Genomic DNA, 19,935 nt, shown 5'->3' with positions numbered 1-19,935 from the left:
ACAGACCCGATGGCCCTCGGTCCCCGCCTCGACCTCCGTCAAAGCCAGTCGCTGGTGATGACGCCGCAATTGCAGCAGGCGATCAAGCTGCTGCAATTGTCCAGCCTTGAGCTGACCGCCTTCATCGACCAGGAACTCGAACGCAACCCGCTGCTGGAGCGCGAGGAGGCCGACCGTCCGATCGAGTCGGTTGCGGCCGAACCCCGCGCCGACGCGACCGACCTGCCGGTGCTGGATTCCGCCCCGCCCGAGGCCCCGATCCTCGACGGCATGACCCCTGCCGCCGCCACCGAGGGGATGGATGTCGATGTCGATAACGTCTTCAACAACGACAGCGCGGCGGATTCGGTCGGGATGGAGGGCTATGGCCAGTGGAGCGGCAGCGGCAACGGCGGCCGGACCGATTTCGAGGATGACGGCAACGGGCTCGATCAGGTGTCGGCGGGCGAAATCACCCTGCGCGACCACCTTGTCGCCCAGATCAACGTCGATGTCACCGAGCCGGGCGACCGACTGATCGCGCTGCATCTGATCGAGATGCTGGACGGAGCGGGCTATCTGATCGGAACGCTGGACGAACTGGCCCTGCGGCTGGGCTGCCCGCTGGCCCGGGTCGAGGCGGTGCTGGCCCGGGTCCAGACGCTGGACCCGGTCGGGGTGTTCGCCCGCTCCTTAAAGGAATGCCTGGCCCTGCAATTGGCCGAGCGCAACCGGCTCGACCCGGCAATGGCGGCGATGCTCGACCATCTCGATCTGCTGGCCCGGCGCGACCTGCCCGGCCTGATGCGGGTTTGCGGGGTCGATGCCGAGGATCTGGCCGAGATGATCGGTGAGATCAAGGCGCTCGACCCCAAGCCGGCGCTGCGCTTCGATCATGTCGTCGCCCCGCTGGTGATCCCCGACGTCCTGATGCGCCGCGCCCAGGACGGCGGCTGGCTGGTCGAGCTCAACGCCGACACCCTCCCCCGCGTGCTGGTCAACACCCGCTACTACACCAAGATCGCCGCCAGCGCCCGCGGCAAGGACGACAAGACCTATATCAGCGAGCGATTCCAGTCGGCCAATTGGCTGGTCAAGTCGCTGCACCAGCGCGCGACCACGATTCTGAAGGTTGCAACCGAGCTGGTGCGGCAGCAAGACGCCTTTTTCCGCCTGGGCGTCAGCCATCTCCGCCCGCTGGTGCTACGCGACATCGCCACCGCGATCTCGATGCACGAAAGCACGGTCAGCCGGGTTACCTCGAACAAATATATCGCGACACCGCGCGGTATCTTCGAGATGAAGTACTTCTTCACCCAATCGATCAATTCCGCCGACGGCGGCGACGCCCACTCCGCCGAGGCGGTGCGCCACCGGATCAAGGGACTGATCGACGCCGAAGGGAAGGATGTGCTGTCCGACGAACGAATCGTCGAGATTCTAAAAGCGGAAAGCATCGACATTGCCCGCCGAACGGTGGCAAAGTATCGGGAGGCAATGAACATTGCCTCCTCGGTCCAACGGCGGCGCGAAAAATCGCTGGGAATGTGACCGGGCGGCAGTCCGCTTGACTCGGACGCAAGGGGGAACTATTTTCCGCCCCTCCCCAGGGAACTCGTGGGGGCGGGGCTGTGTGCTGACCGTTGGGATCGTCCCGCGTCCGGCCTATGCCTGGGGTGCCCGCTGGGATTCGAGTCCCGCTGAATAGGTGGATTCATGGAAATCACCGACCTGATCACTCCGTCAGCCGTTATTTCAAACTTGCGCGCCACGTCCAAAAAACAGGCGCTGCAGGATTTGGCGCGGCGGGCGGCCGAGATCACCGGACTGCATGAACGGGCGATCTTCGACGTCTTGTTGGAACGCGAACGACTTGGCACCACCGGTGTCGGCAACGGGATTGCGATCCCGCATGGCAAGCTGCCCAGCCTCGAACGGCTTTACGGCCTGTTCGCCCGGCTGGAACGGCCGATCCAGTTCGATTCGATCGACGAACAGCCGGTCGATCTGATCTTTCTGCTGCTGGCCCCGGAATCGGCGGGGGCCGATCATTTGAAAGCCCTGGCCCGCGTCTCGCGTCTGCTGCGCGATCGTGCCGTCTGCGAAAAGCTGCGCGGTACCGACAATGCCGACGCTCTCTATGCCTTGCTGACCGAATCTCCCGCCTCGCGCGCCGCCTGACCGGCGGCGACGCGATCTATAGCGATCTTCGCCAGACGCAGCTTTGCGTTGCGCCGCTTTGACCCTTCGTCGCCATCTGTTATCCTGCTCCACCTTTTGTGGACGCCGGAGGCCGATGCCGACGACGGGCAAAAGGCCTGATCCGTCCCGTTCGGGATCGCTCCAAAGCCGAGATTCGTCAAAGCAACCGCGTATCAATCATGTCCCAGACCTCGACCAAGCAGGAACAGAAGCTTCTTGCCATTTCGATTGCCGTCACCGTCCTCACCGCCATCGCCGGTGTCGTCTTCGGGCTGATCATCCAATCGCGAACCGTCATGTTCGACGCGTTCTACACCCTGATCGATTCGGTAATGACTCTGGCCGCGCTGGGCGTTTCGCGCCTGATCGCGCGCGGCGACGACCGTCTGTTCCAATACGGCTACTGGCACCTGGAACCTCTGGTGGCGCTGGTCAACGGGCTGGTGCTGGCCACCGCCTGCGTCTATGCCGTGCTGGAGGGACTGAACGGGATGCTGTCGGGGGGCCGCATCGTCGATTTCGGACCGGGCGCGGTCTTTACCGGGATCGGCGGGGTCATCTGTCTGACGATGTCGGCGTTCATCCATATCCGCTCGGCCCATATCGAGTCGGAATTGCTGCGGATCGACGCGCGGGCCTGGCTGCTGGGCGGCGTCATCAGCCTGGGCGTCTGTATCAGCTTCGTCGTCTGCAACCTGCTGGTCGAGGCGGAATACGCCTATCTCGCCCCCTATGTCGATCCCTTCATCCTGACCCTGCTGGCGGGCTGCCTGCTGCCGATCCCGTTGCAAACGGTCTGGCGGGCCACCGGCGAGATCTTGCTGATCGCCCCGGCCGAACTGGACCGCACCGTGCGCGAGGCCGCCCGAATCATCGCGGAACGCCATGGCTTCGCCGCGTTCGAAAGCCACGTCATGAAAGCGGGCCGGGTCAATTTCATCGAGATCGGGCTGGTTGCCCCTTCGGGCGAGATGACGCGCAGCTTTGCCGAGCTGGATGCGATCCGCCAGGAAATCGCCGACGAACTGGGCGGCGCTCTCCCCGGCCACTGGCTGACGGTCGATTTCACCGCCGACAAACGCTGGATCTGAGGTCTCGAAAGACCGTCGTCCTACGCGGTCGCGTCGCCGCCGCAATAGCGGGAAACTTCGTCTAGCAATTTCCGGATCGAGACCGGTTTGGTGATGACCTGATCGAAGCCTTCGTCGAGGAATCCCGCGATCGAATCCGGATCGGCAAAGGCGGTCACCGCGACCACCGGCACCGTCCGGGTGCGATCGTCGGCACGCAATTGCTTCAGCAGATCGACCCCCGAATGCTTGGGCAACTGGATATCCATCAAAATCAGATTGGCCTCTGCCGTCGAGGCGAGATCGACCAGCCCGTCGCCATCCATCGATTTGACGGTGCGAAAGCCCGCGATCCCCAGCGCCTGCTCCAGCAACTTCATATTCATCGCATTATCTTCGACGATGACGATGGTCCCCGGCATGGTCACCCCCCCTCCTGCACCAGGGATAGCCGCGACCCGACCGATCCCCGCCCGCCATTTGCGCCATAGCGGGCGACGAAGGCGCTAAATTCAGCAGCCGGAAGCGGCCGCTCAATCAGATATCCCTGAATTTCGTTGCAGCCATGGCTGGCCAGCATCGCTGCCTGGGCCTCGGTCTCAACCCCCTCGGCGATCGTCTTCATCCCCAGGGAATGGGCCAGCGAGATGATCGCGTTGGCGATGGCGCGCCCGTCCTTGTCCTGGTCGAGATCGCTGACGAAGGTGCGATCAATCTTGACGGTATTGACCGGGAAGCGCTTCAGATAGGCCAGCGACGAATAGCCGGTGCCGAAATCGTCGATCGACAGGGTGACGCCGAGCCGGGCCAGGGCGCGCAGAATCTTCAGCGTCGCCTCGCCGTCGGCCATCAACATGCTTTCGGTCAGTTCGAGGTCGAGTTGGGCGGGATTGACGCCGCTCTCGACGATCGCGTCGGCGACCAGATCGGCCAGATCCTCCTCGCGGAACTGGCGGCCCGAGATGTTGACCCCCATCCGCAGCCCCTTCATGCCAAGATCGTCCCACCGTCGCAGATGGCGGCAGGCGCTTTGCAGCACCCAGGTTCCCATCGGAACGATCAGGCCGGTTTCCTCGGCGACCGGGATGAATTTGTCCGGAGTGATGATGCCCAGTTCGGGATGACGCCAGCGGATCAGCGCCTCGGCTCCGACCAGATGGAAATCGATCAGGCGGACCTGGGGCTGGAAGAACAGCTCGAACTGATCGGCCTTCAGCGCCGCCTTGATCGAGCGTTCAAGCGTCAGCCGCTCGGTCACCTTGAACGACATCGCCGCATCGAAGAAGCCCAGCCGCGAATCTTCCAGCCGCTTGACCGAATGCAGCGCTACCTCGGCGTTACGCAGCAGGTCGAACGCGTCCTCGCCATCGCGGGGAAAGACCGAAACACCGATATCGGCCCCGATCGTCAGTTCGCTGCCCTGGATCATGTAGGGACGGTTCAGCGCCTCGCGAATCCGCTCGACCCCGGCCGAGACCTCGCCCGCATCACGCAATTGCGGCAGCACCACCGCGAATTCATCCCCGGCCAGCCGGGCGGCGGTGCCGTCCGGCCCGGTGTTCTGGGCCAGCCGCCGCGCCGTCTCGCGCAGCACCAGATTGCCGGATTCGTGGCCAAGCGAATCGTTGATGGTGGTAAAGCCGTCGAGATCGACCGTCACCACCGCAACCATCCGCGCACTGTCGCGGGCGCGGATGACGGCCAGTCCCAGCCGCTCGGCCAGCCCGGTGCGGTTGGGCAGGTCGGTCAGCGGGTCGTGGTTGGCAAGATAATCGACCCGCTGGGCCAGTTGCTTGTTCTCGGACAGATCGCGCAACGTCCCGGTGAACAGGCGGCGTTTTTCCACCCGCAATTCCGACACCGACATATGGACCGGGAAAGCGGTACCGTCCTTGCGCCGTCCCACCGCTTCGGCCCCCACCACCGCGCCGAAGCTGCGCGACAGGTAATCGTGGATCGCCACGGTCAGTCGGCTGGAATCCAGTTCGGGCAGCAGCAGCGAGACGTGCGAGCCGACCACTTCGGTCAGCGAATAGCCAAAGATCCGCTCGACCGACAGGTTGGCATTCAGCAGGGTGCCTTCCTCGTCGATGGTGACGATCCCGTCCATCACCGTGTCCATGATGGCGCGGATGCGATGCTCGCGCGCCGCCACCGCCCGCATCGCCGCCGTTACCTCGGTGGTATCGCGGCCGACCAGCAGCACGGCGGTATGGCCTTCGCGCCGCAGCGGCACCGCCGACAATTCGACGTCGCGGACCCGCCCGGCGAAGGTGACCACCTTGACCGGCATCGGGTGGCCTTCCTCGCACAAGACGTCCAGGCCGGATTCGAACATCGTCCGGTAATCGACATGGACGAACTCGACAAAGCGCCGCCCCTCGCACGACGACGGGGCCGGAGCCCGCAACATCCCCAGCCCGGCGGCGTTGATGCGGCGGATCACCCCATCGACGCAGACGCAGATCAGATCGGGCGACAGTTCGACCAGATCGCGGTACGACGCCTGATCTTTCAACAGCGCGGTTTCCAGCATCGAAACGTCGGTGATACGGTCGATCAGTTTCAAAATCTGCGAGCCGGAGCGATAGATCGTCTCGGCGTAATCGCGATAGCCGGGCTGGGCCAGCGGCCCCAACATCTCGGTCGAGATCATCTCGGCAAAGCCGATCACGTCGTTCAAGGGGGTGCGGATATCGCGGCTCATCCGCCCCATGAATTCGGTCTTGGCCCGGTTGGCGACGTCGGCTTCGTCCTTGGCCTCGGCCAGCTTGGCGGCGGCGGCGCGCTCGGCGGTGCTGTCGTGGGAGAACAGGGCACAGCGATGCTGGCCCGGCACCTCGCCAGCGACGGCGCGCAGGCGGTTGGCGAACCAATGCAGCCCGTCGGTATCCTCGAACTCGACCGTCTCGCCGCTGTTCAGCGCCTCGGCCAGATAGGCGCGGCGATGGGCGACCAGACTGTCGGGCAGCAAATCGAACAGCGACACCCCGATCAACTGGTCGAGCGGGCGGCCAAGATAGCCTTCGGCCACCGCGTTCAGGGTCAGAATCCGACCATCGCTGTCGAGCAGCATCGCGACGTCGCGGCTGGCGTCGAGCAGGGCCTGCGCCGTCCGATGCGACGCCTCGAGCGCGCTTTGCGATTGCTGGCGCTCGATCGCGTGGCGGATCACCCGGGGCAGCATCGTCAGACCGGCATCGGATTTGACGATATAATCCTGGGCTCCGGCGCGGATTGCCTCCTGCGCGACCCGCTCGTCATCGAGCCCGGTCAGCACCACCAGCGCCTTGCTGGGGGCCTGAGCCCGCAGGGCAAGGACGGATTCGATCCCCTGGGCGTCGGGCAGGCCGAGATCGGACAGCAGACAATCGAAGCGGTCGAACGGGGCCTGGGTCAGCGCCTCGGCCAGGCAGGAACAAGAGCTGACCGCCCAGTCCGGCATCGCATCGGCCAAAGCAATCTCAATCAACCGCCGGTCACCGGGGTTATCTTCGATGATAAGCAGTTGAATCGAATCGTCGCCAGGGCTCATGGTCTGGGAACGATGCAGGATTCAGCCGGTCTTGTAAACGTCCGCCATATGAAGGGAGTCAGAGCAGCAATCCGACCACCGCCCCCGTTATACAACTCGCGAGGGTTCCCGAGACGATCGAACGCGCTCCCAACCCAACAATCTCGGCCCGCCGCGTCGGCGCCATCACCGACAGCCCGGCGATCAGGATGCCGAGCGAGCCCAGATTGGCAAAGCCGCACAGGCCATAGGTCATAATCAAGCGCGAGCGTTCCGACAGGGCTCCTTCGGGCAGTTGGGCCAGTTGGAGATAGGCCAGCAACTCGTTCAGCACCGTCTTGGTCCCCATCAGGCTTCCGGCGGTGACGATCTCGGCCGAGGGAACCCCCATCATCCACGCCACCGGCGCCATCGCCCAACCCAACATCCGCTGCAACGACAGCGGCTCGCCCCACACCGGCGGCAGATGGGCCAAAACCCCGTTGGCGAGGCTGACCAGGGCGACCAGCACCACCAGCATCGCGCAGATCCCGACCAGCAGCCGCACCCCGTCCAGGGTGCCGTGCACCACCGCATCCATCGCGCCGCCATAGCCGTGGGCATCGCTGAGGCTGGCGGCCCCGGTCCGGGCCTCGTCGGGGATCATGATCTTGCCGACCATGATCGCGGCGGGAATCGAAATCAACGAGGCGGTCAGCAGATGACCGATCGGATCGGGGATCACCCCTTTCAGAAAGGTCGCGTACAGCACCATCACGGTTCCGGCGATCGTCGACATCCCGGTCGTCATCACCAGGAACAACTCGCCCCGTGACAGCGCCGCGATATAGGGACGGATCAGCAGCGGCGCTTCGATCATCCCCAGGAACGCGGTGGCCGAGGCCGAGACCCCGACCGCGCCACCGACGCCAAGCGCGCGTTCCAGCAACCGCGAGATCGTCCGCACCACCAGCGGCAGAATCCGCCAGTGATAGAGCAGCGCCGACAGCGCGCTCATCACCAGCACCATCGGCAGCGCCTGGAAGGCCAGCACGAACCCGGCGCTGGGATTGGCGATGCTCCACGGAGCCGGACCGCCGCCGACATAGCCGAACACGAACGCGGTCCCGGTCAGCGTCGCCGCCTGCAACGCATCGACCGCCTCGTTCAGGGCCAGGAACAGCCCCTTCGCCGCCGGGACTTTCAACAGCAATAATGCCAGTCCGATCTGGATGGCCAGACCGGCCAAGATCAGACGAATCGGAGCCTGCCTGCGCTTTTCCGACAGAAGAATGGCAATAAGGATCAGACCGGCAAGGCCCGCGAGGCTTTGCAGCATAAAACGTCCCCCAATGATTCGGTCGGCCCCCGGCCCTCGCCGGACCCGCCCCCACTATTTCAAGCGGTCGAGTTGCTTTTCGACCTCGACCCGGTCCGACGACCCGGCCGGCAGCAGACCGGCCAGACGCGACAACATCGCCTTGGCCTGATCGCGCCGACCGGCGGCCAGTTCGGCCTGGGCAACGAAATACAGCGCGTCGGGCTGATCGGGCTCGTGGGCCAGCACCTGACGCAGCAGATCGACCGCCTCGGGCACCGGTCCCTGGCCTTCCTCGATCAGCAATCCGGCCAGCTCGATCCGGGGCTCGATCGCCTCGGGCAGCAACGGAATCGCCTTGCGATAGGAGTCCTTGGCCGCCTCGGTCCGGCCGATCGCCCGCTGCGACCGGGCCAGCATCGCCCAATTCTTGCCGTCGGACGGATTGGCCTTCACCTTCTCTTCCAGCCGCTTCACCGTCGTTTCGATCATCGCAACCTGGCTGCGGATTTCGGCGATCTCGGCCGCGCGCTCGGAATAGGGCTGATCGGGCAGATTGGGCGAGCCCAGCAGGGCATAGCCGCCGAAGGCCAGCAGCGGCAGGCCCAGCGCGATCAACCAGGACGGCCAGCCGCCGGTCCGCTCGGTCTCGGCGGCAATCGCGGCGGCCCCGCCCTCGGCGGCGGTCAACATCCGCCGCTTGATCTCGGTGCGGGCGGCCTCGGCCTGATCGGGCGACAGCAATCCGCGCTCGATATCGCGGCTGATCTCGTCGAGCTGATCGCGATAGACCGCCATGTCATAGGCCGAGCGCGCCGACCCGGCGGGGGCTGGACGCAGCAGCGGCATCAGCAGCCCCAGCATCGCCAGCGCGGTCAACCCACCGAACAAAATCCAGATCATTGGCCGCTCTCCTTCAGCAGCCGGTCGAGACGGCGCTGTTCCTCAGGGCTGAGCGGCACTTCGACCGCGGGCGGAACGGTGGTGCGACGGCGGCGGCGATAGAACAGTGCGACCGTCGCCGCCGCGCCCAGCAACAGCACCGGCGGCCCCAGCCACAACACCAGGGTCGAGGATTTGAACGGCGGCTTCAGCAGCACGTAATCGCCATAGCGCTCGACCAGAAAGCGACGGACGTCGTTATCGCTGTCACCCAGGTCGATTCGCTCACGGACGATCAGGCGCAGGTCGCGGGCCAGATCGGCGTCGGAATCGTCAATCGACTGGTTCTGGCAGACCACGCAGCGCAACTCGCGGCCCAGGTCGCGGGCGCGGGCTTCCTTGGCCGGGTCTTTCAGCATCTCGTCGGGATTGACCGCCCAAGCGGGCGAGGCCGCGCAGAGGCCCAACAGAAGAACGCCCAGGACAAGGTGCCTCATTTCTCCAGCTCCCGGATGATCGGCAGCAAGGTCTTGCGCCAGTTGTCGGGGGTGATCGGTCCGACATGCTTGTAGCGGATGATGCCGTTGCGATCGACGATGAAGCTTTCCGGAGCGCCCGTGACGCCGAAATCGACCGCGGCGCGGCCGGGGGCGGGATCGCTGCCGACCCGTTGATAGGGATCGCCGTGCTTCTTCAGCCACGCCGCCCCCTGCTCGGGATCGTCGCGCCAGTCGATGCCGTGGATCGGCACCTCGCCCCGGCTTTTCAGCGCCATCAGGGTCGGGTGTTCCTGGACGCAGGCGATGCACCACGAGCCATAGATGTTGACCACCGACACCCGCCCCTTCAGATCGGCGCTCGCGAGCCCGCTCTCCGCGCCCCGGCCGGGCAGCGGAGCCAGCGCCATCTCGGGCACGGGGCGGTCGATCAGAACCGAGGGGATCTCGCGCGGGTCCATCGTCAGCCCTTTAAGGAACAGCACGGTCAGACCGACGAAGATCAGAACCGGCAGCAGGTAGAGAACGCGACGCATCGGCGGCCCCTTTCGTTACGCGACGGCCGAACGACTGGCCCGGGCCGGAGCCCCGATCCGGTGACGGCGGTCGGCCAGACTGATCAGCCCGCCCACCATCAGCAGCAGGCCGCCGGCCCACAGCCAGGGAATGCAGGGATTGAAATAAAGCCGGGTGACATAGCCGGTCTCGGCCCCCTCCTTGCCGTCGGGATCGCCGATCACGACGTACAGGTCACCGGTGATGCCCGAGCGGATCGCCGCCGTGGTGATCGGCCGGGGCGGGGTGCGATAGGCCCGCTTCTCCGGCTGCAACTGGTAGAGCACCCGTCCGCCGCGGGCGATTTCGAAGGTGCCGCGCCGGGCGATGTAATTGGGGCCGGGAACCGGCTCGACCCCTTTCAGGGTGACCTGATACCCGGCGATTTCGATCGTCTCGCCGATCTTCTGGGTCTGGACCTTTTCCGTGGTCCAGGCCGACGACGCGGTCAGGCCGACGATGAACACCGCCAGACCGAAATGGGCGACCATCATCCCCCAGGTCGAGCGCGGCAGGGCAAAGGCGCGGAACGGCGCCTGAACCGGCGCCTGGAACAGACGGATGCGGTCGGCCAGATCGGCCAGCGTCCCCAGGCCCAGCCAGGCGGCGAGGCCAAGACCGGCGGCGCTCCACCACGGACCGGCGGACCCGCCCTGCATCTGCCACGTCGCCGCCGCGACCAGCACCGAAATCACCGCGACGATCTTCAGCCGCCCCAACACGCCAGGGAGATCGCCCCGCTTCCACGACATCATCGGGGCCAGCGCCATCACCAGCACCATCGGCACCATCAGCGGCAGGAACACCGAATTGAAGAAGGGCGGACCGACCGAAACCTTGCCCAGACCGAACGCATCGGCGATCAGGGGATAGAGAGTGCCGAGCAGCACCGTCGCCGCCCCGGTCGACATCAGCACATTGTTGAACAGCAGCGAGCCCTCGCGCGAGATCGGCGAGAACAGCCCGCCCATCTTCATCGAGGGCGCCCGCGCGGCATACAGCGCCAGCGAGCCGCCGACCGCCAGCACCAGCAGCAGCAGAATGAACACGCCGCGGGCCGGATCGGTGGCGAAGGCATGAACCGAGGTCAGCACCCCCGAGCGAACCAGGAAGGTTCCCAGCAGCGAGAAGCCGAAGGTGATGATCGCCAGCAGAATCGTCCAGCTTTTCAGCGCGTCGCGCTTTTCGACGACGATCGCCGAATGCAGCAGAGCGGTGCCGACCAGCCAGGGCATGAACGAAGCGTTTTCGACCGGATCCCAATACCACCAGCCGCCCCAGCCCAGGGTGTAATAGGCCCACCACGAGCCGAGCACGATCCCGCCGGTCAGCAGCACCCAGGCGGCCAGCGTCCACGGCCGCACCCAGCGCGCCCAGGCGGCATCGACCCGACCTTCGAGCAACGCGGCGATGGCGAAGGAAAAGGCCATCGAGAAGCCGACATAGCCGAGATAGAGCATCGGCGGATGGAAGGCCAGACCGGGATCCTGCAACATCGGATTGAGGCCGTTACCGTCGAACGGGGCCGGATCAACCCGCTGGAACGGATTCGAGGTCAGCAGCAGGAACAGCAGAAAGCCGATCGAGATCATTGCCTGGACCGCCAGCGCGCGGGCTTTCAATCCCGGCGGCAGATTGCGGCCGAACAGGGTGACCGCCAGCCCGAACAGAGCGAGGATCGTTACCCACAGCAGCAGCGAGCCCTCGTGGTTGCCCCACACCCCGGCGACCTTGTAGAGCATCGGCTTTTCGGTGTGGCTGTTGCTGGCGACGTTGATCAGCGAGAAATCGCTGGTGATATAGCCATGGGTCAGCGCGGCGAAGGCGATGGCGATGAAGAGGAATTGCAGCATCGTGGCCGGACCGGCCACGGCCATCCAGGCCATCTTGCCGCGCCGGGCACCGGCCAGCGGCACCGACGCCTGAACGATGGCGACGGCCAGGGCCAGCACCAGGGCGAAATGGCCGGTTTCGGCGATCATCGGGCGTTAGTCCTTTCGTCGGAAACGTCGCATCGGGAGCGGTCGGGAAAGCCCCCGCTCAGTTCGCCTTCGGTTCCTTCCACTGCCCTGATTTTTTCAGGGCATCGGCGACGTCCTTCGGCATGTATTTCTCGTCATGCTTGGCGAGAACCTCGGCGGCCAGGAAGCGTCCGTCCGGCCCCATCTTGCCCTCGACCACCACGCCCTGGCCCTCGCGGAACAGGTCGGGCAGAATCCCGGCATAGGTCACCGGCAGGCTTTGGACCAGATCGGTGACGACAAAGGTCACGCTTTTACCGTCGCGAATGACGCTATGGTCCTGGACCAGCCCGCCGATCCGCATCCGCCGTCCTTCGGGCTGCGGCTTCGCGACCAGGTCGCTCGGCGTATAGAAATAGACCAGCGAATCCGAGATCGCGGTGAGAACCAGGGTGGCGGCGGCGCCCAGCGCCAGCAGGCCGAGCAGAACGAAATAAAGGCGTCGCTGCTTGCGGGTCATGACCCGGCTCCCGCCGCGCCGTTCCGGCGCCCCCGCCGCGCGCCCTGGAGCTGCTCCAGTTCGGCCTCGCGGCGGCGCACCTGGCGTAGCGAGATCGCCAGAACGGCGGTCAGCACCACCACCGAAATTCCGTAGGCCGGCCAGACGTAACCGGCATAGCCTCCCATGGCGAACAGGGCGTGCAGAGACTCCATCTGTCGGTCACTCCCCTTGGGATGAAGCGTGGACCTGGGCAAGGCGCAGGACGCGGATTTTCTGGGCGGCGATCTCGGCGCGGCCGCGCAGCAGCAGAACGGTGACCCAATAGGCCTTGAAGCCGAACGCCATCAGCAGCAGCGGCAACAGCATGCTGGGGTCGATCGCCGGACCGCCCATCTTCACCACGCTGGCGGGCTGGTGCAGGGTGTTCCACCAATCAACCGAGAATTTGATGACAGGAATGTTGACCGCCCCGACCAGGGCCAGGATCGCCCCGGCCTTCGACCCCCGCTCGGGATCGTCGAAGGCGTCGATCAGCGCCATATAGCCCAGATAGAGGAACAGCAGGATCAACATGCTGGTCAGCCGGGCATCCCACACCCACCACGTCCCCCACATCGGCTTGCCCCACAGCGATCCGGTGACGAGACAGAGCAGGGTGAAGGCGGCGCCCACCGGAGCGGTGGCGCGGGCGAGCAGATCGGCCAGCGGATGTTTCCAGATCAGCGCCATCGCGCTGAAGATCGCCATCGCGACATAGCAGACCATGCCCATCCAGGCCGACGGCACATGGACGTACATGATCCTCATGCTGTCGCCTTGCTGGTAATCGGCGGGCGAACCGACCAGGGCGAACCACAGGCCGGAACCGAGGAGCAGAACGGCGAGTCCCGACGAATACGGCAGGATCGCCTTGGCCAGACGCAGGAAGCGGGCGGGATTGGCGTAGCGGTGCATGTGCCTACTTCTAGCGAGGTTTGCCCGCCATTTCCAGAGGAGACGGAAGCCCTGGGCCAAAGGGCATGGCCATCGGAGCCGATTGCCCGTGACGATCCCATCTGCCCTTTCCCTTTCCGGCCTGACCGGGGCGGCTTCACGCCCGCCGAAAGAGACGGAATTAAATATTTTTCTTGCTTTAATTTAAAATATTGCATGGGGCGCCAACTGATAATCAACCCATCGTCAATAATGGGGGAGGGGAATTACCGGATGGCCCCATACGGTCGATCCGGCGTATAAGGGGAACACTCCTATCCCTTCATCGTGAACCGAGTCGCTTCATGACCTTCGCCTCGGACTCTTGCACGGCCGCGCCGGTGCCGCGCGCGCGGACTGCGCTGGCGGCCAGGATCGTTCTGGGCGCGGTGCTGTCGCTGTCCGTTCTGGCCTGCGCCAATACCTTTCCCGCTCCGAACTCCGACGAAGAGACGCTCGAGGTCGTCTTCGACGTCTCCAGCGTCTCGGATTTTATTCGCCAGACCGAAACCGGCCACAATGTTTCGCAATTCTCGCTGGGCTGGTTCATCGACACGTTGCTGATCGACATCGCCTCGCGCGATGAAGAACTGTTCCGCTATTTCCACCGCGACGGACTGCTGATGTCGAGCTACCTGCAAACCACCTTCCAAAGCCATCCGCGGGAGGAGATCGCAACGCTGTTGCGGATGGCCGATGACGGGAACCAAACCTTGCGGCTGGCGGCGTGCCACGCGCTCGGCGCCTTGCTCTACATCCCCAACGCCAAGGATCCTCCGGCGGTCCAGGACAACGACCGCCGCCTGCTGCTGGGCGAACTGACCGCCCTGCGCGAATTGCAGTTGCAGGCGCGGGACCAAGCCCGGCCGCGCTGAGGTCCGGGCGGTGCGAGCCCGTGACGCGATGTCGGTTTAACGGTAGAGTGTGCCCTGGTCCCTGCCCGCGCCGGTCGCGCGCGCCCTCTTGTCTGGAGCTGCCGTCATGTCGGATAAACCCAGCGAATCCTCTGCCCCGTCGGACGTCGCGGACGACGCGACCGGCGACGGTGCCGCCCGCGCGCTGCGGGTCGAAAAAATCGCCCGCAATCACATCCTCGGCGCACTCGGCGTCGGTCTGGTTCCGATCCCGATCGTCGATGTCGTCGGCGTCGTCGCGATCAATCTCGACCTGATCCGCTCGCTGTCGCAGGAATATGGCGTCCCCTTCCAGCAAGATCGCGGCAAGGCGATCCTGACCTCGCTGCTGGGGGGATTGTTCCCCGTCGCCGTCGGCGGCACCGTCATCAGCCTGCTGAAATTCATCCCCATCATCGGTCAGACCACCGGCGCGGTGGCGCTGCCGGTTCTGGCCGGAGCGGCGACCTATGCCGTCAATCAGGTCTTTGTCCGCCATTACGAATCGGGGGGAAGCCTCGTCGATCTCGATCCGAGCAAGGTGAAAGCCTTCTTCCGGAAGCAATTCGGCATCGGAAAGAAAGTCGTCGCCGACCTCAAGGACGGCAAGCCTTCCGCCGCCGCCTGATCCCGGCACAACCGATCCCGCCTCGCGCCCAGCGCGGGCGGGATCGTCTTGGCCTCAATAGCCCCGGTAGTAATAGTGACGCGGCGGCGGGGCGTAATACACCACCGGCGGGGGCGGCGGCGCATAGTAAACCGGCGGCGGCGGCGCGTAATAGACCGGCGGCGGCGGGGCGTAATAAACCGGGGGCGGCGCATAATAGACCGGCGGCGGGGCAGCATAGACCTCGGACGACGGCGCGGACATGATCGCCGCCGTAGTGCCGACTGCGGCGGCTCCCAGCAGCAGCCCCAGGGTGAGGTCGTTGCCATGTCGGTCGCGAGCCTGGGCCGACTCCAGCGGCGCAGCCACCGCCATCGCGGCGGCAAGAGCGCAAACTACCAATTTAACCTTCATGACCGGTCTTCCCAGAGCTAGAGGCAACCTCAGCCTTACGCGGAGGAGTATAGAACTCAATCGTTACCAATTCCGCTGCTTTATAGGAAACGCCACAAAAGCGGACAAATTATGGCCGAGGACGGTCCCTCGCCTCGGTTTTGCGCCCTCCCCCTCCACCGGTCGGGCTTGAAGCTCTTCCCCCCGGCGCATAGGCTGTCCGGCCAGGAAACGGGCTTCGTCAAACTGGAACGCACGCCATGAGCCAGATGTTGCTTGCACCCCGCCGCTATATCCAGGGAGACGGGGCCGTCGCCGAAATCGGACTCCACGCGGCGCGCCTCGGCACCCGGGCGCTGCTGGTGAGCGGACGGCGAGCCCTGGCCGCCTGCGGTGGACCGATCGAGGCCGCCCTGGCGGGCAGCGGTCTCTCCTGCCACCGCGAACTCTTCGGGGGAGAGTGCTGCGAGTCCGAGATCGCCAGATTGGTTTGCGTCGCCCAGCAGAACGGGATCGATCTCGTCATCGCCGCCGGAGGCGGAAAAGTCATCGACACCGGCAAAGTCGTCGCCCACCGGCTCAAGCTGCCGGTGATCGTCCTGCCCACCGTCGCGGCAACCGACGCTCCCTGCTCTGCCCTGTCGGTGATTTATGCCGAAACAGGTGTGTTCGAGCGCTATCAATTGCTGCCGCACAATCCCGACTGCGTTCTGGTCGATACCCGGATCATCGCAAACGCCCCAGTCGAAACCTTGGTGTCGGGGATGGGCGACGCGCTGGCCACCTTCTGGGAAGCCGACACTTGCGCCCGAAGCTGCCGCCCCAACGTATTGACCGGAGCCAAGGCCCCGCTCCGCTCCGCCCTCGCCCTGGCCCGCCTGTGCTACGACACCTTGCTGGAACACGGGTTGGCGGCAAAACTGGCGGTCGCGAACCGCTGCGTGACTCCGGCGGTCGAAGCAATCGTCGAAGCCAACACCTTACTGAGCGGCCTCGGCTTCGAAAGCGGCGGTCTGGCCGGAGCCCACGCGATCCATAACGGTCTGACCGTCCTTAAAAGCTCACACGACCGGCTTCATGGTCAGAAAGTCGCCTTCGGAACTCTGGTCCAACTGGTGATGGAAGGCCGTCCGGCCGAACAATTTCAACAGGTTCTGGAATTCTGTCGGTCGGTCGGGCTGCCGGTCTGCCTCGACGATCTCGGCATCCACGCCCCGACCCGCGACGACATCCGCGCCGTCGCCGAGGCCGCCACTGCTCCCGGCGAAACGATCCATGCGACATGGTTCGACGTCACCGCCGCAACGGTCGAAGACGCGATCTGGACGGCCAACGCCCTCGCCCTCAATGACCGGTCGCAGCGGGTCAGTCGCTAAGGGATGACGCCAGACGATAGGGTCCAGCGGACACAAGACCGAGAAAGTTCTACGTCCCAACCCCTTATTTTCAGGGGGGATTACCCAGGCAAATGTGGCCCGCGTTCCGAGGAGAGCGAGACAGCCAATCCATAGCGAGGGCCATGCCCCCACGATAAATGGAGCGGATTAGCGTTCGGCGCTGTTTGTTAATTCCTACCCTTGCGGCGATACATTTCCCGATCCGCATGGGTCAGGAGTTCAGTCACGCTTTCGCCATGATCGGGAAAGACCGAAATCCCGATGCTCGAGGAAATGGTGAGAATCGTCTCGTTGACGAGGAACGGTTCGGCCATCGCGGCAGCAGCCTTGTCAGCGACGGTTCTTGCATCCGCCTCGTCCTTGACCTGATTGAGCAGGACGACGAACTCGTCGCCGCCGATGCGCGCGGGAGTGTCGATGTCGCGGAGGCAGCCGCGCAAACGCTCCGCCACCTTGCGCAACAACGAATCGCCCATGTCATGACCATATCGGTCGTTGACCGGCTTGAAACGGTCGAGGTCGATAAACAGAACCGCCAGCTTGTGCTGGTTTCGGCGGGCCTGGGCCATCGCTTGAATGAGGCGATCGTTGAAGAGAATCCGGTTGGGAAGACCGGTCAGCGCATCGTGATGCGCCAGGACGCGAATACTCTCCTCGCTCGATTTAATTTCATCAATGTCTTGGAAATAGCCGTACCAGACCGTCTCACTTCCGTTATTTTCCCGCTCGGGGGTGGCTCGGCCCTGATACCAGCGATAGGCCCCGTCGCGATGTCGCAGGCGAAGCTGCATATGCCACGCGATCTGTGCCGCCGAACACCTTTCCACCGAACCGACCATCTCCCGAAGGTCGTCAGGGTGGACCCGCGACAGAAGCAGGTCGGCGTTCTCGCAGATGGCCTGGGCATCCAGACCCAGTTCGCCGATCCGGGGACTCATGAACTCGAAGACGGGCTTTCCCTCACCCACCCCGCGTTCCCGGACCTTGTACAAAATACCCGGGACCAAATTTGCGACATCGCGGAACATGATCAGTGATTGCTGCTGCAATCTCTCCAGTTCTTTTTGCGCCGAGATCTCCGTGTGACTGATCACCGCCCGGCCGCGCCTGTCGTCCAACGGGGCGGCCTGAAGCAGGAACCAGCGTTGCCGTCTGGAGGTATGACAGGGATATTCCGCACTGAAATGGTCCCGTCGATGGTCGAGAACCTCCTGGATCCCCTTGCCGACCGGATCATTGGCACCCAAGGTGACTCGCAGGTAGTTGGCCCCCAGTCCGATCGAATCGGGACGTCCGCCATTCTCTGCCGCGAAAATGCTCCAAGCCCGGTTGATCCGGGTGATTTCGCCCGCTGTGTCGATCACGCAAAGCTGATGCGGGATGGCGTCCAGGACCTTTTGCATGAAAATCCGGATGTCTTCGACATCCTGCCGCAGGCGATCCTTGATGATGAAGAGAGAACTGATGCCGATTAGGGACGGCAGCGTGATCACCAGGCTGAGCGACAGGAGTTTCCTCGGTTCGATCTGTGCGAAAAATTGGACCATGTCGAGGGACAGCAGCGGCCAGCCGGACAGCCCGGAAATCGCCGCGTAGACGGTCCGGACGATCTGGAAGAAGATCAGGATGCCAAATCCAACGGCGAGATAATATTTCCCCACGCCTGAGGCGCTGTGCCGATGGCGAACAAGGAAATACAACAGAAAGCTCGTCTGGGCGGAGAGGATCGTGCCACGCCACACCACCCGCAGTAAGGGCCATTCATCGATGAAGGGAGCGGTGACGAGGATCAGAGCGCAGGGCAGCCAGAGCACCCAGCCGCTCACCACTTGGGCGAGGAAACGTCCCAGACCTTGTGCCAGGCAGGCCAAGCCCACCGAATAGGTCAGGGTGGCGGCCAGCATGCCAAGTTCGGGCAGGTTGGACGGCCACAGCAACAAAATGAAAAAGGTGGCTGCATGCCAGAAAAAAGCCATGGCCCAAAGCAGGACACCGTCGCGTCGTCCTGACGACAAGGCAAGCATCATCCCGAGCAGTAAAATGTTCGTGATGACGATGACGTAGATTTCAGCCTGGGTGGCGACGCTCATGGTCGTGGGCCATATATAATTGGAATAAGGATAATTCGAATATCATTCGAACCCTACCTTAGGTACACCCTCGGTTCAATATGCCCTTTAGGACGCCCGCCACGATTCACTTGAAAGCCGGTCGAGGAGACGGGGTCAAGCAGGGGCAACGGAACTGGGTTCCCGCCGCCCATACGCATTCGGGCGTTACCAGCGCCGGGCTGGAGACGCGAAAAAGGCGTTAGCCTTTCGACTAACGCCTTGATCAATATTTTGATTTTGGTTGCGGTGGCAGGATTTGAACCTGGGACCTTTTCCCTCCGGGGGATTGTCGCGAGCCTTCCTATATGCCCGGACCAGGGGTATCCCAGGTCCGGTCAAAGTCAGGCTATGCGCCAATTTATTCGCCTACGGCTCATGCCCTGACGGTCGGAAGAGCAGAAACCGGGCATCGGCAGTCTAAACGCAACAAAGCCCACCACGATGTGTGGTGGGCTTTGTTGCGTTTGGTTGCGGGGGCAGGATTTGAACCTGCGACCTTCAGGTTATGAGCCTGACGAGCTACCGGGCTGCTCCACCCCGCGGTGATGGTTTTGAGCGGGTTGGGTTGTCTTTGTGGATAGGTTTTTTTGAGTTTCCTTGGAAGACCTGGCAGCGACCGACTCTCCCGTGCCTTAAGACACAGTACCATGGGCGCAGAGGGGTTTCACGTCCGAGTTCGGGATGGGATCGGGTGGGGGGCCCTCGCTATGACCACCAGGTCGTCGAAGGAAACTCAAATTTATCTGATCTGGTAAGTAAACCGCGTGCAATTTTAGCGTTCTAGAAGTCGGGCTTGCCGCCGCGCATGGGCGATCAAGCCGATCGAGCGATTAGTATGGCTTAGCTTCACGTGTTACCACGCTTCCACACGCCACCTATCAACGTGGTGGTCTTCCACGGCTCTGATAGGGAAACCTGGTTTTGAGGGGAGCTTCCCGCTTAGATGCATTCAGCGGTTATCTCGTCCGCACGTGGCTACCCGGCAATGCCGCTGGCGCGACAACCGGTACACTAGAGGTGCGTCCATCCCGGTCCTCTCGTACTAGGGACAGGTCCTCTCAAGTTTCCAACACCCATGGTAGATAGGGACCGAACTGTCTCAC

At 63.9% G+C, this 19,935-nt stretch carries 18 protein-coding genes, 1 tRNA gene and 2 rRNA genes; 6 read left to right on the top strand and 15 right to left on the bottom strand.

From position 1 onward, the window contains the following. The first annotated feature begins 9 nt into the window (after nucleotides 1-9). The 3 genes from rpoN to BLW40_RS11895 all read left to right on the top strand — a co-directional run bounded on the left by rpoN (nucleotide 10) and on the right by BLW40_RS11895 (nucleotide 3,272). Nucleotides 10-1,530: an RNA polymerase factor sigma-54 gene (gene rpoN, locus BLW40_RS11905; protein WP_074768848.1), complete on the top strand. Its 1,521-nt coding sequence runs from the start codon at nucleotides 10-12 to the stop codon at nucleotides 1,528-1,530. 165 nt (nucleotides 1,531-1,695) lie between these two features. Further along, nucleotides 1,696-2,160 carry a PTS IIA-like nitrogen regulatory protein PtsN gene (gene ptsN / locus BLW40_RS11900; RefSeq protein WP_021131699.1) on the top strand — a complete coding sequence of 155 codons (465 nt, stop codon included), beginning with the start codon at nucleotides 1,696-1,698 and terminating at the stop codon, nucleotides 2,158-2,160. A 200-nt stretch (nucleotides 2,161-2,360) separates the two neighbouring features. Next, on the top strand, nucleotides 2,361-3,272 hold the full coding sequence (locus BLW40_RS11895) for a cation diffusion facilitator family transporter (protein WP_074768847.1): 912 nt from the start codon (nucleotides 2,361-2,363) through the stop codon (nucleotides 3,270-3,272). A gap of 20 nt (nucleotides 3,273-3,292) precedes the next feature. Here BLW40_RS11895 and BLW40_RS11890 read toward each other — a convergent pair whose 3' ends face one another. From BLW40_RS11890 to BLW40_RS11845, 10 genes are read right to left on the bottom strand one after another with little or no spacing between them, the layout of a single operon-like run. After that, nucleotides 3,293-3,673 carry a response regulator gene (locus BLW40_RS11890; protein WP_074768845.1) on the bottom strand — a complete coding sequence of 127 codons (381 nt, stop codon included), beginning with the start codon at nucleotides 3,671-3,673 and terminating at the stop codon, nucleotides 3,293-3,295. A gap of 2 nt (nucleotides 3,674-3,675) precedes the next feature. After that, nucleotides 3,676-6,786, bottom strand: a complete 3,111-nt coding sequence (locus BLW40_RS11885) for an EAL domain-containing protein (RefSeq protein WP_074768843.1) — start codon at nucleotides 6,784-6,786, stop codon at nucleotides 3,676-3,678. 58 nt (nucleotides 6,787-6,844) lie between these two features. Beyond that, nucleotides 6,845-8,083 carry a NupC/NupG family nucleoside CNT transporter gene (locus tag BLW40_RS11880; RefSeq protein WP_074768841.1) on the bottom strand — a complete coding sequence of 413 codons (1,239 nt, stop codon included), beginning with the start codon at nucleotides 8,081-8,083 and terminating at the stop codon, nucleotides 6,845-6,847. A 54-nt stretch (nucleotides 8,084-8,137) separates the two neighbouring features. Continuing rightward, nucleotides 8,138-8,965, bottom strand: coding sequence for a c-type cytochrome biogenesis protein CcmI (ccmI, locus tag BLW40_RS11875; protein ID WP_074768839.1), 828 nt, complete (start codon nucleotides 8,963-8,965; stop codon nucleotides 8,138-8,140). Next, nucleotides 8,962-9,441, bottom strand: coding sequence for a cytochrome c-type biogenesis protein (locus BLW40_RS11870; protein WP_074768837.1), 480 nt, complete (start codon nucleotides 9,439-9,441; stop codon nucleotides 8,962-8,964). Before BLW40_RS11870 ends, ccmI begins: the two co-directional genes overlap by 4 nt. After that, the gene (locus BLW40_RS11865) at nucleotides 9,438-9,977 is read right to left on the bottom strand and encodes a DsbE family thiol:disulfide interchange protein (protein WP_074768835.1); all 540 of its coding nucleotides are present in this window, start codon (nucleotides 9,975-9,977) and stop codon (nucleotides 9,438-9,440) included. The genes BLW40_RS11870 and BLW40_RS11865 overlap by 4 nt, the downstream gene beginning before the upstream one ends. Before the next feature lie 15 nt (nucleotides 9,978-9,992). Further along, on the bottom strand, nucleotides 9,993-11,978 hold the full coding sequence (locus BLW40_RS11860; RefSeq protein ID WP_074768833.1) for a heme lyase CcmF/NrfE family subunit: 1,986 nt from the start codon (nucleotides 11,976-11,978) through the stop codon (nucleotides 9,993-9,995). 58 nt (nucleotides 11,979-12,036) lie between these two features. Further along, the gene (gene ccmE / locus BLW40_RS11855) at nucleotides 12,037-12,477 is read right to left on the bottom strand and encodes a cytochrome c maturation protein CcmE (protein WP_074768831.1); all 441 of its coding nucleotides are present in this window, start codon (nucleotides 12,475-12,477) and stop codon (nucleotides 12,037-12,039) included. Further along, the gene (gene ccmD / locus BLW40_RS11850) at nucleotides 12,474-12,671 is read right to left on the bottom strand and encodes a heme exporter protein CcmD (protein WP_074768829.1); all 198 of its coding nucleotides are present in this window, start codon (nucleotides 12,669-12,671) and stop codon (nucleotides 12,474-12,476) included. The genes ccmE and ccmD overlap by 4 nt, the downstream gene beginning before the upstream one ends. Before the next feature lie 7 nt (nucleotides 12,672-12,678). Continuing rightward, nucleotides 12,679-13,413, bottom strand: coding sequence for a heme ABC transporter permease (locus BLW40_RS11845; protein WP_074768827.1), 735 nt, complete (start codon nucleotides 13,411-13,413; stop codon nucleotides 12,679-12,681). 323 nt (nucleotides 13,414-13,736) lie between these two features. Between BLW40_RS11845 and BLW40_RS11840 the strand changes: the two genes are divergently transcribed. Continuing rightward, nucleotides 13,737-14,306, top strand: a complete 570-nt coding sequence (locus tag BLW40_RS11840; RefSeq protein ID WP_074768825.1) for a hypothetical protein — start codon at nucleotides 13,737-13,739, stop codon at nucleotides 14,304-14,306. 106 nt (nucleotides 14,307-14,412) lie between these two features. Then, a complete protein-coding gene (locus tag BLW40_RS11835) occupies nucleotides 14,413-14,952 on the top strand; it encodes a YcjF family protein (RefSeq protein ID WP_074768823.1) in 540 nt (179 codons plus the stop codon). 54 nt (nucleotides 14,953-15,006) lie between these two features. On the opposite strand, the gene BLW40_RS11830 is transcribed toward BLW40_RS11835, so the two are convergent. Continuing rightward, a complete protein-coding gene (locus tag BLW40_RS11830) occupies nucleotides 15,007-15,345 on the bottom strand; it encodes a hypothetical protein (protein WP_074768821.1) in 339 nt (112 codons plus the stop codon). Between the two features lie 239 nt (nucleotides 15,346-15,584). Between BLW40_RS11830 and BLW40_RS11825 the strand changes: the two genes are divergently transcribed. Then, nucleotides 15,585-16,700, top strand: coding sequence for a glycerol dehydrogenase (locus BLW40_RS11825; protein ID WP_074768819.1), 1,116 nt, complete (start codon nucleotides 15,585-15,587; stop codon nucleotides 16,698-16,700). Nucleotides 16,701-16,888: 188 nt separating this feature from the next. Here the strand turns inward: BLW40_RS11825 and BLW40_RS11820 are convergent, their stop codons facing one another. The 4 genes from BLW40_RS11820 to BLW40_RS11805 form a co-directional block, all read right to left on the bottom strand. Continuing rightward, nucleotides 16,889-18,811 (bottom strand): diguanylate cyclase domain-containing protein, encoded by a 1,923-nt coding sequence (locus tag BLW40_RS11820; protein WP_074768817.1) that lies wholly within the window; start codon nucleotides 18,809-18,811, stop codon nucleotides 16,889-16,891. Between the two features lie 486 nt (nucleotides 18,812-19,297). Beyond that, nucleotides 19,298-19,374, bottom strand: a tRNA-Met gene (locus tag BLW40_RS11815). A gap of 62 nt (nucleotides 19,375-19,436) precedes the next feature. Beyond that, nucleotides 19,437-19,551 (bottom strand): 5S ribosomal RNA (gene rrf / locus BLW40_RS11810). A 90-nt stretch (nucleotides 19,552-19,641) separates the two neighbouring features. Then, nucleotides 19,642-19,935, bottom strand: a 23S ribosomal RNA gene (locus BLW40_RS11805); the annotation flags it as partial.

Origin of the sequence: Magnetospirillum fulvum (assembly GCF_900108475.1) — a bacterium.
In the GTDB taxonomy this organism is placed as follows: Bacteria; Pseudomonadota; Alphaproteobacteria; order Rhodospirillales; family Magnetospirillaceae; genus Phaeospirillum; species Phaeospirillum fulvum_A.
Note: the sequence above shows the minus strand (reverse complement) of the source record. Positions and strands in the feature narration are given on the sequence as shown.

Excerpts from the sequence above, each read along its gene's own strand:
- rpoN (WP_074768848.1), top strand. The coding sequence starts at position 10 with ATGGCCCTCGGTCCCCGCCTCGACCTCCGTCAAAGCCAGTCGCTGGTG.
- ptsN (WP_021131699.1), top strand. The coding sequence starts at position 1,696 with ATGGAAATCACCGACCTGATCACTCCGTCAGCCGTTATTTCAAACTTG.
- BLW40_RS11895 (WP_074768847.1), top strand. The coding sequence starts at position 2,361 with ATGTCCCAGACCTCGACCAAGCAGGAACAGAAGCTTCTTGCCATTTCG.
- BLW40_RS11890 (WP_074768845.1), bottom strand. The coding sequence starts at position 3,673 with ATGCCGGGGACCATCGTCATCGTCGAAGATAATGCGATGAATATGAAG.
- BLW40_RS11885 (WP_074768843.1), bottom strand. The coding sequence starts at position 6,786 with ATGAGCCCTGGCGACGATTCGATTCAACTGCTTATCATCGAAGATAAC.
- BLW40_RS11880 (WP_074768841.1), bottom strand. The coding sequence starts at position 8,083 with ATGCTGCAAAGCCTCGCGGGCCTTGCCGGTCTGATCCTTATTGCCATT.
- ccmI (WP_074768839.1), bottom strand. The coding sequence starts at position 8,965 with ATGATCTGGATTTTGTTCGGTGGGTTGACCGCGCTGGCGATGCTGGGG.
- BLW40_RS11870 (WP_074768837.1), bottom strand. The coding sequence starts at position 9,441 with ATGAGGCACCTTGTCCTGGGCGTTCTTCTGTTGGGCCTCTGCGCGGCC.
- BLW40_RS11865 (WP_074768835.1), bottom strand. The coding sequence starts at position 9,977 with ATGCGTCGCGTTCTCTACCTGCTGCCGGTTCTGATCTTCGTCGGTCTG.
- BLW40_RS11860 (WP_074768833.1), bottom strand. The coding sequence starts at position 11,978 with ATGATCGCCGAAACCGGCCATTTCGCCCTGGTGCTGGCCCTGGCCGTC.
- ccmE (WP_074768831.1), bottom strand. The coding sequence starts at position 12,477 with ATGACCCGCAAGCAGCGACGCCTTTATTTCGTTCTGCTCGGCCTGCTG.
- ccmD (WP_074768829.1), bottom strand. The coding sequence starts at position 12,671 with ATGGAGTCTCTGCACGCCCTGTTCGCCATGGGAGGCTATGCCGGTTAC.
- BLW40_RS11845 (WP_074768827.1), bottom strand. The coding sequence starts at position 13,413 with ATGCACCGCTACGCCAATCCCGCCCGCTTCCTGCGTCTGGCCAAGGCG.
- BLW40_RS11840 (WP_074768825.1), top strand. The coding sequence starts at position 13,737 with ATGACCTTCGCCTCGGACTCTTGCACGGCCGCGCCGGTGCCGCGCGCG.
- BLW40_RS11835 (WP_074768823.1), top strand. The coding sequence starts at position 14,413 with ATGTCGGATAAACCCAGCGAATCCTCTGCCCCGTCGGACGTCGCGGAC.
- BLW40_RS11830 (WP_074768821.1), bottom strand. The coding sequence starts at position 15,345 with ATGAAGGTTAAATTGGTAGTTTGCGCTCTTGCCGCCGCGATGGCGGTG.
- BLW40_RS11825 (WP_074768819.1), top strand. The coding sequence starts at position 15,585 with ATGAGCCAGATGTTGCTTGCACCCCGCCGCTATATCCAGGGAGACGGG.
- BLW40_RS11820 (WP_074768817.1), bottom strand. The coding sequence starts at position 18,811 with ATGAGCGTCGCCACCCAGGCTGAAATCTACGTCATCGTCATCACGAAC.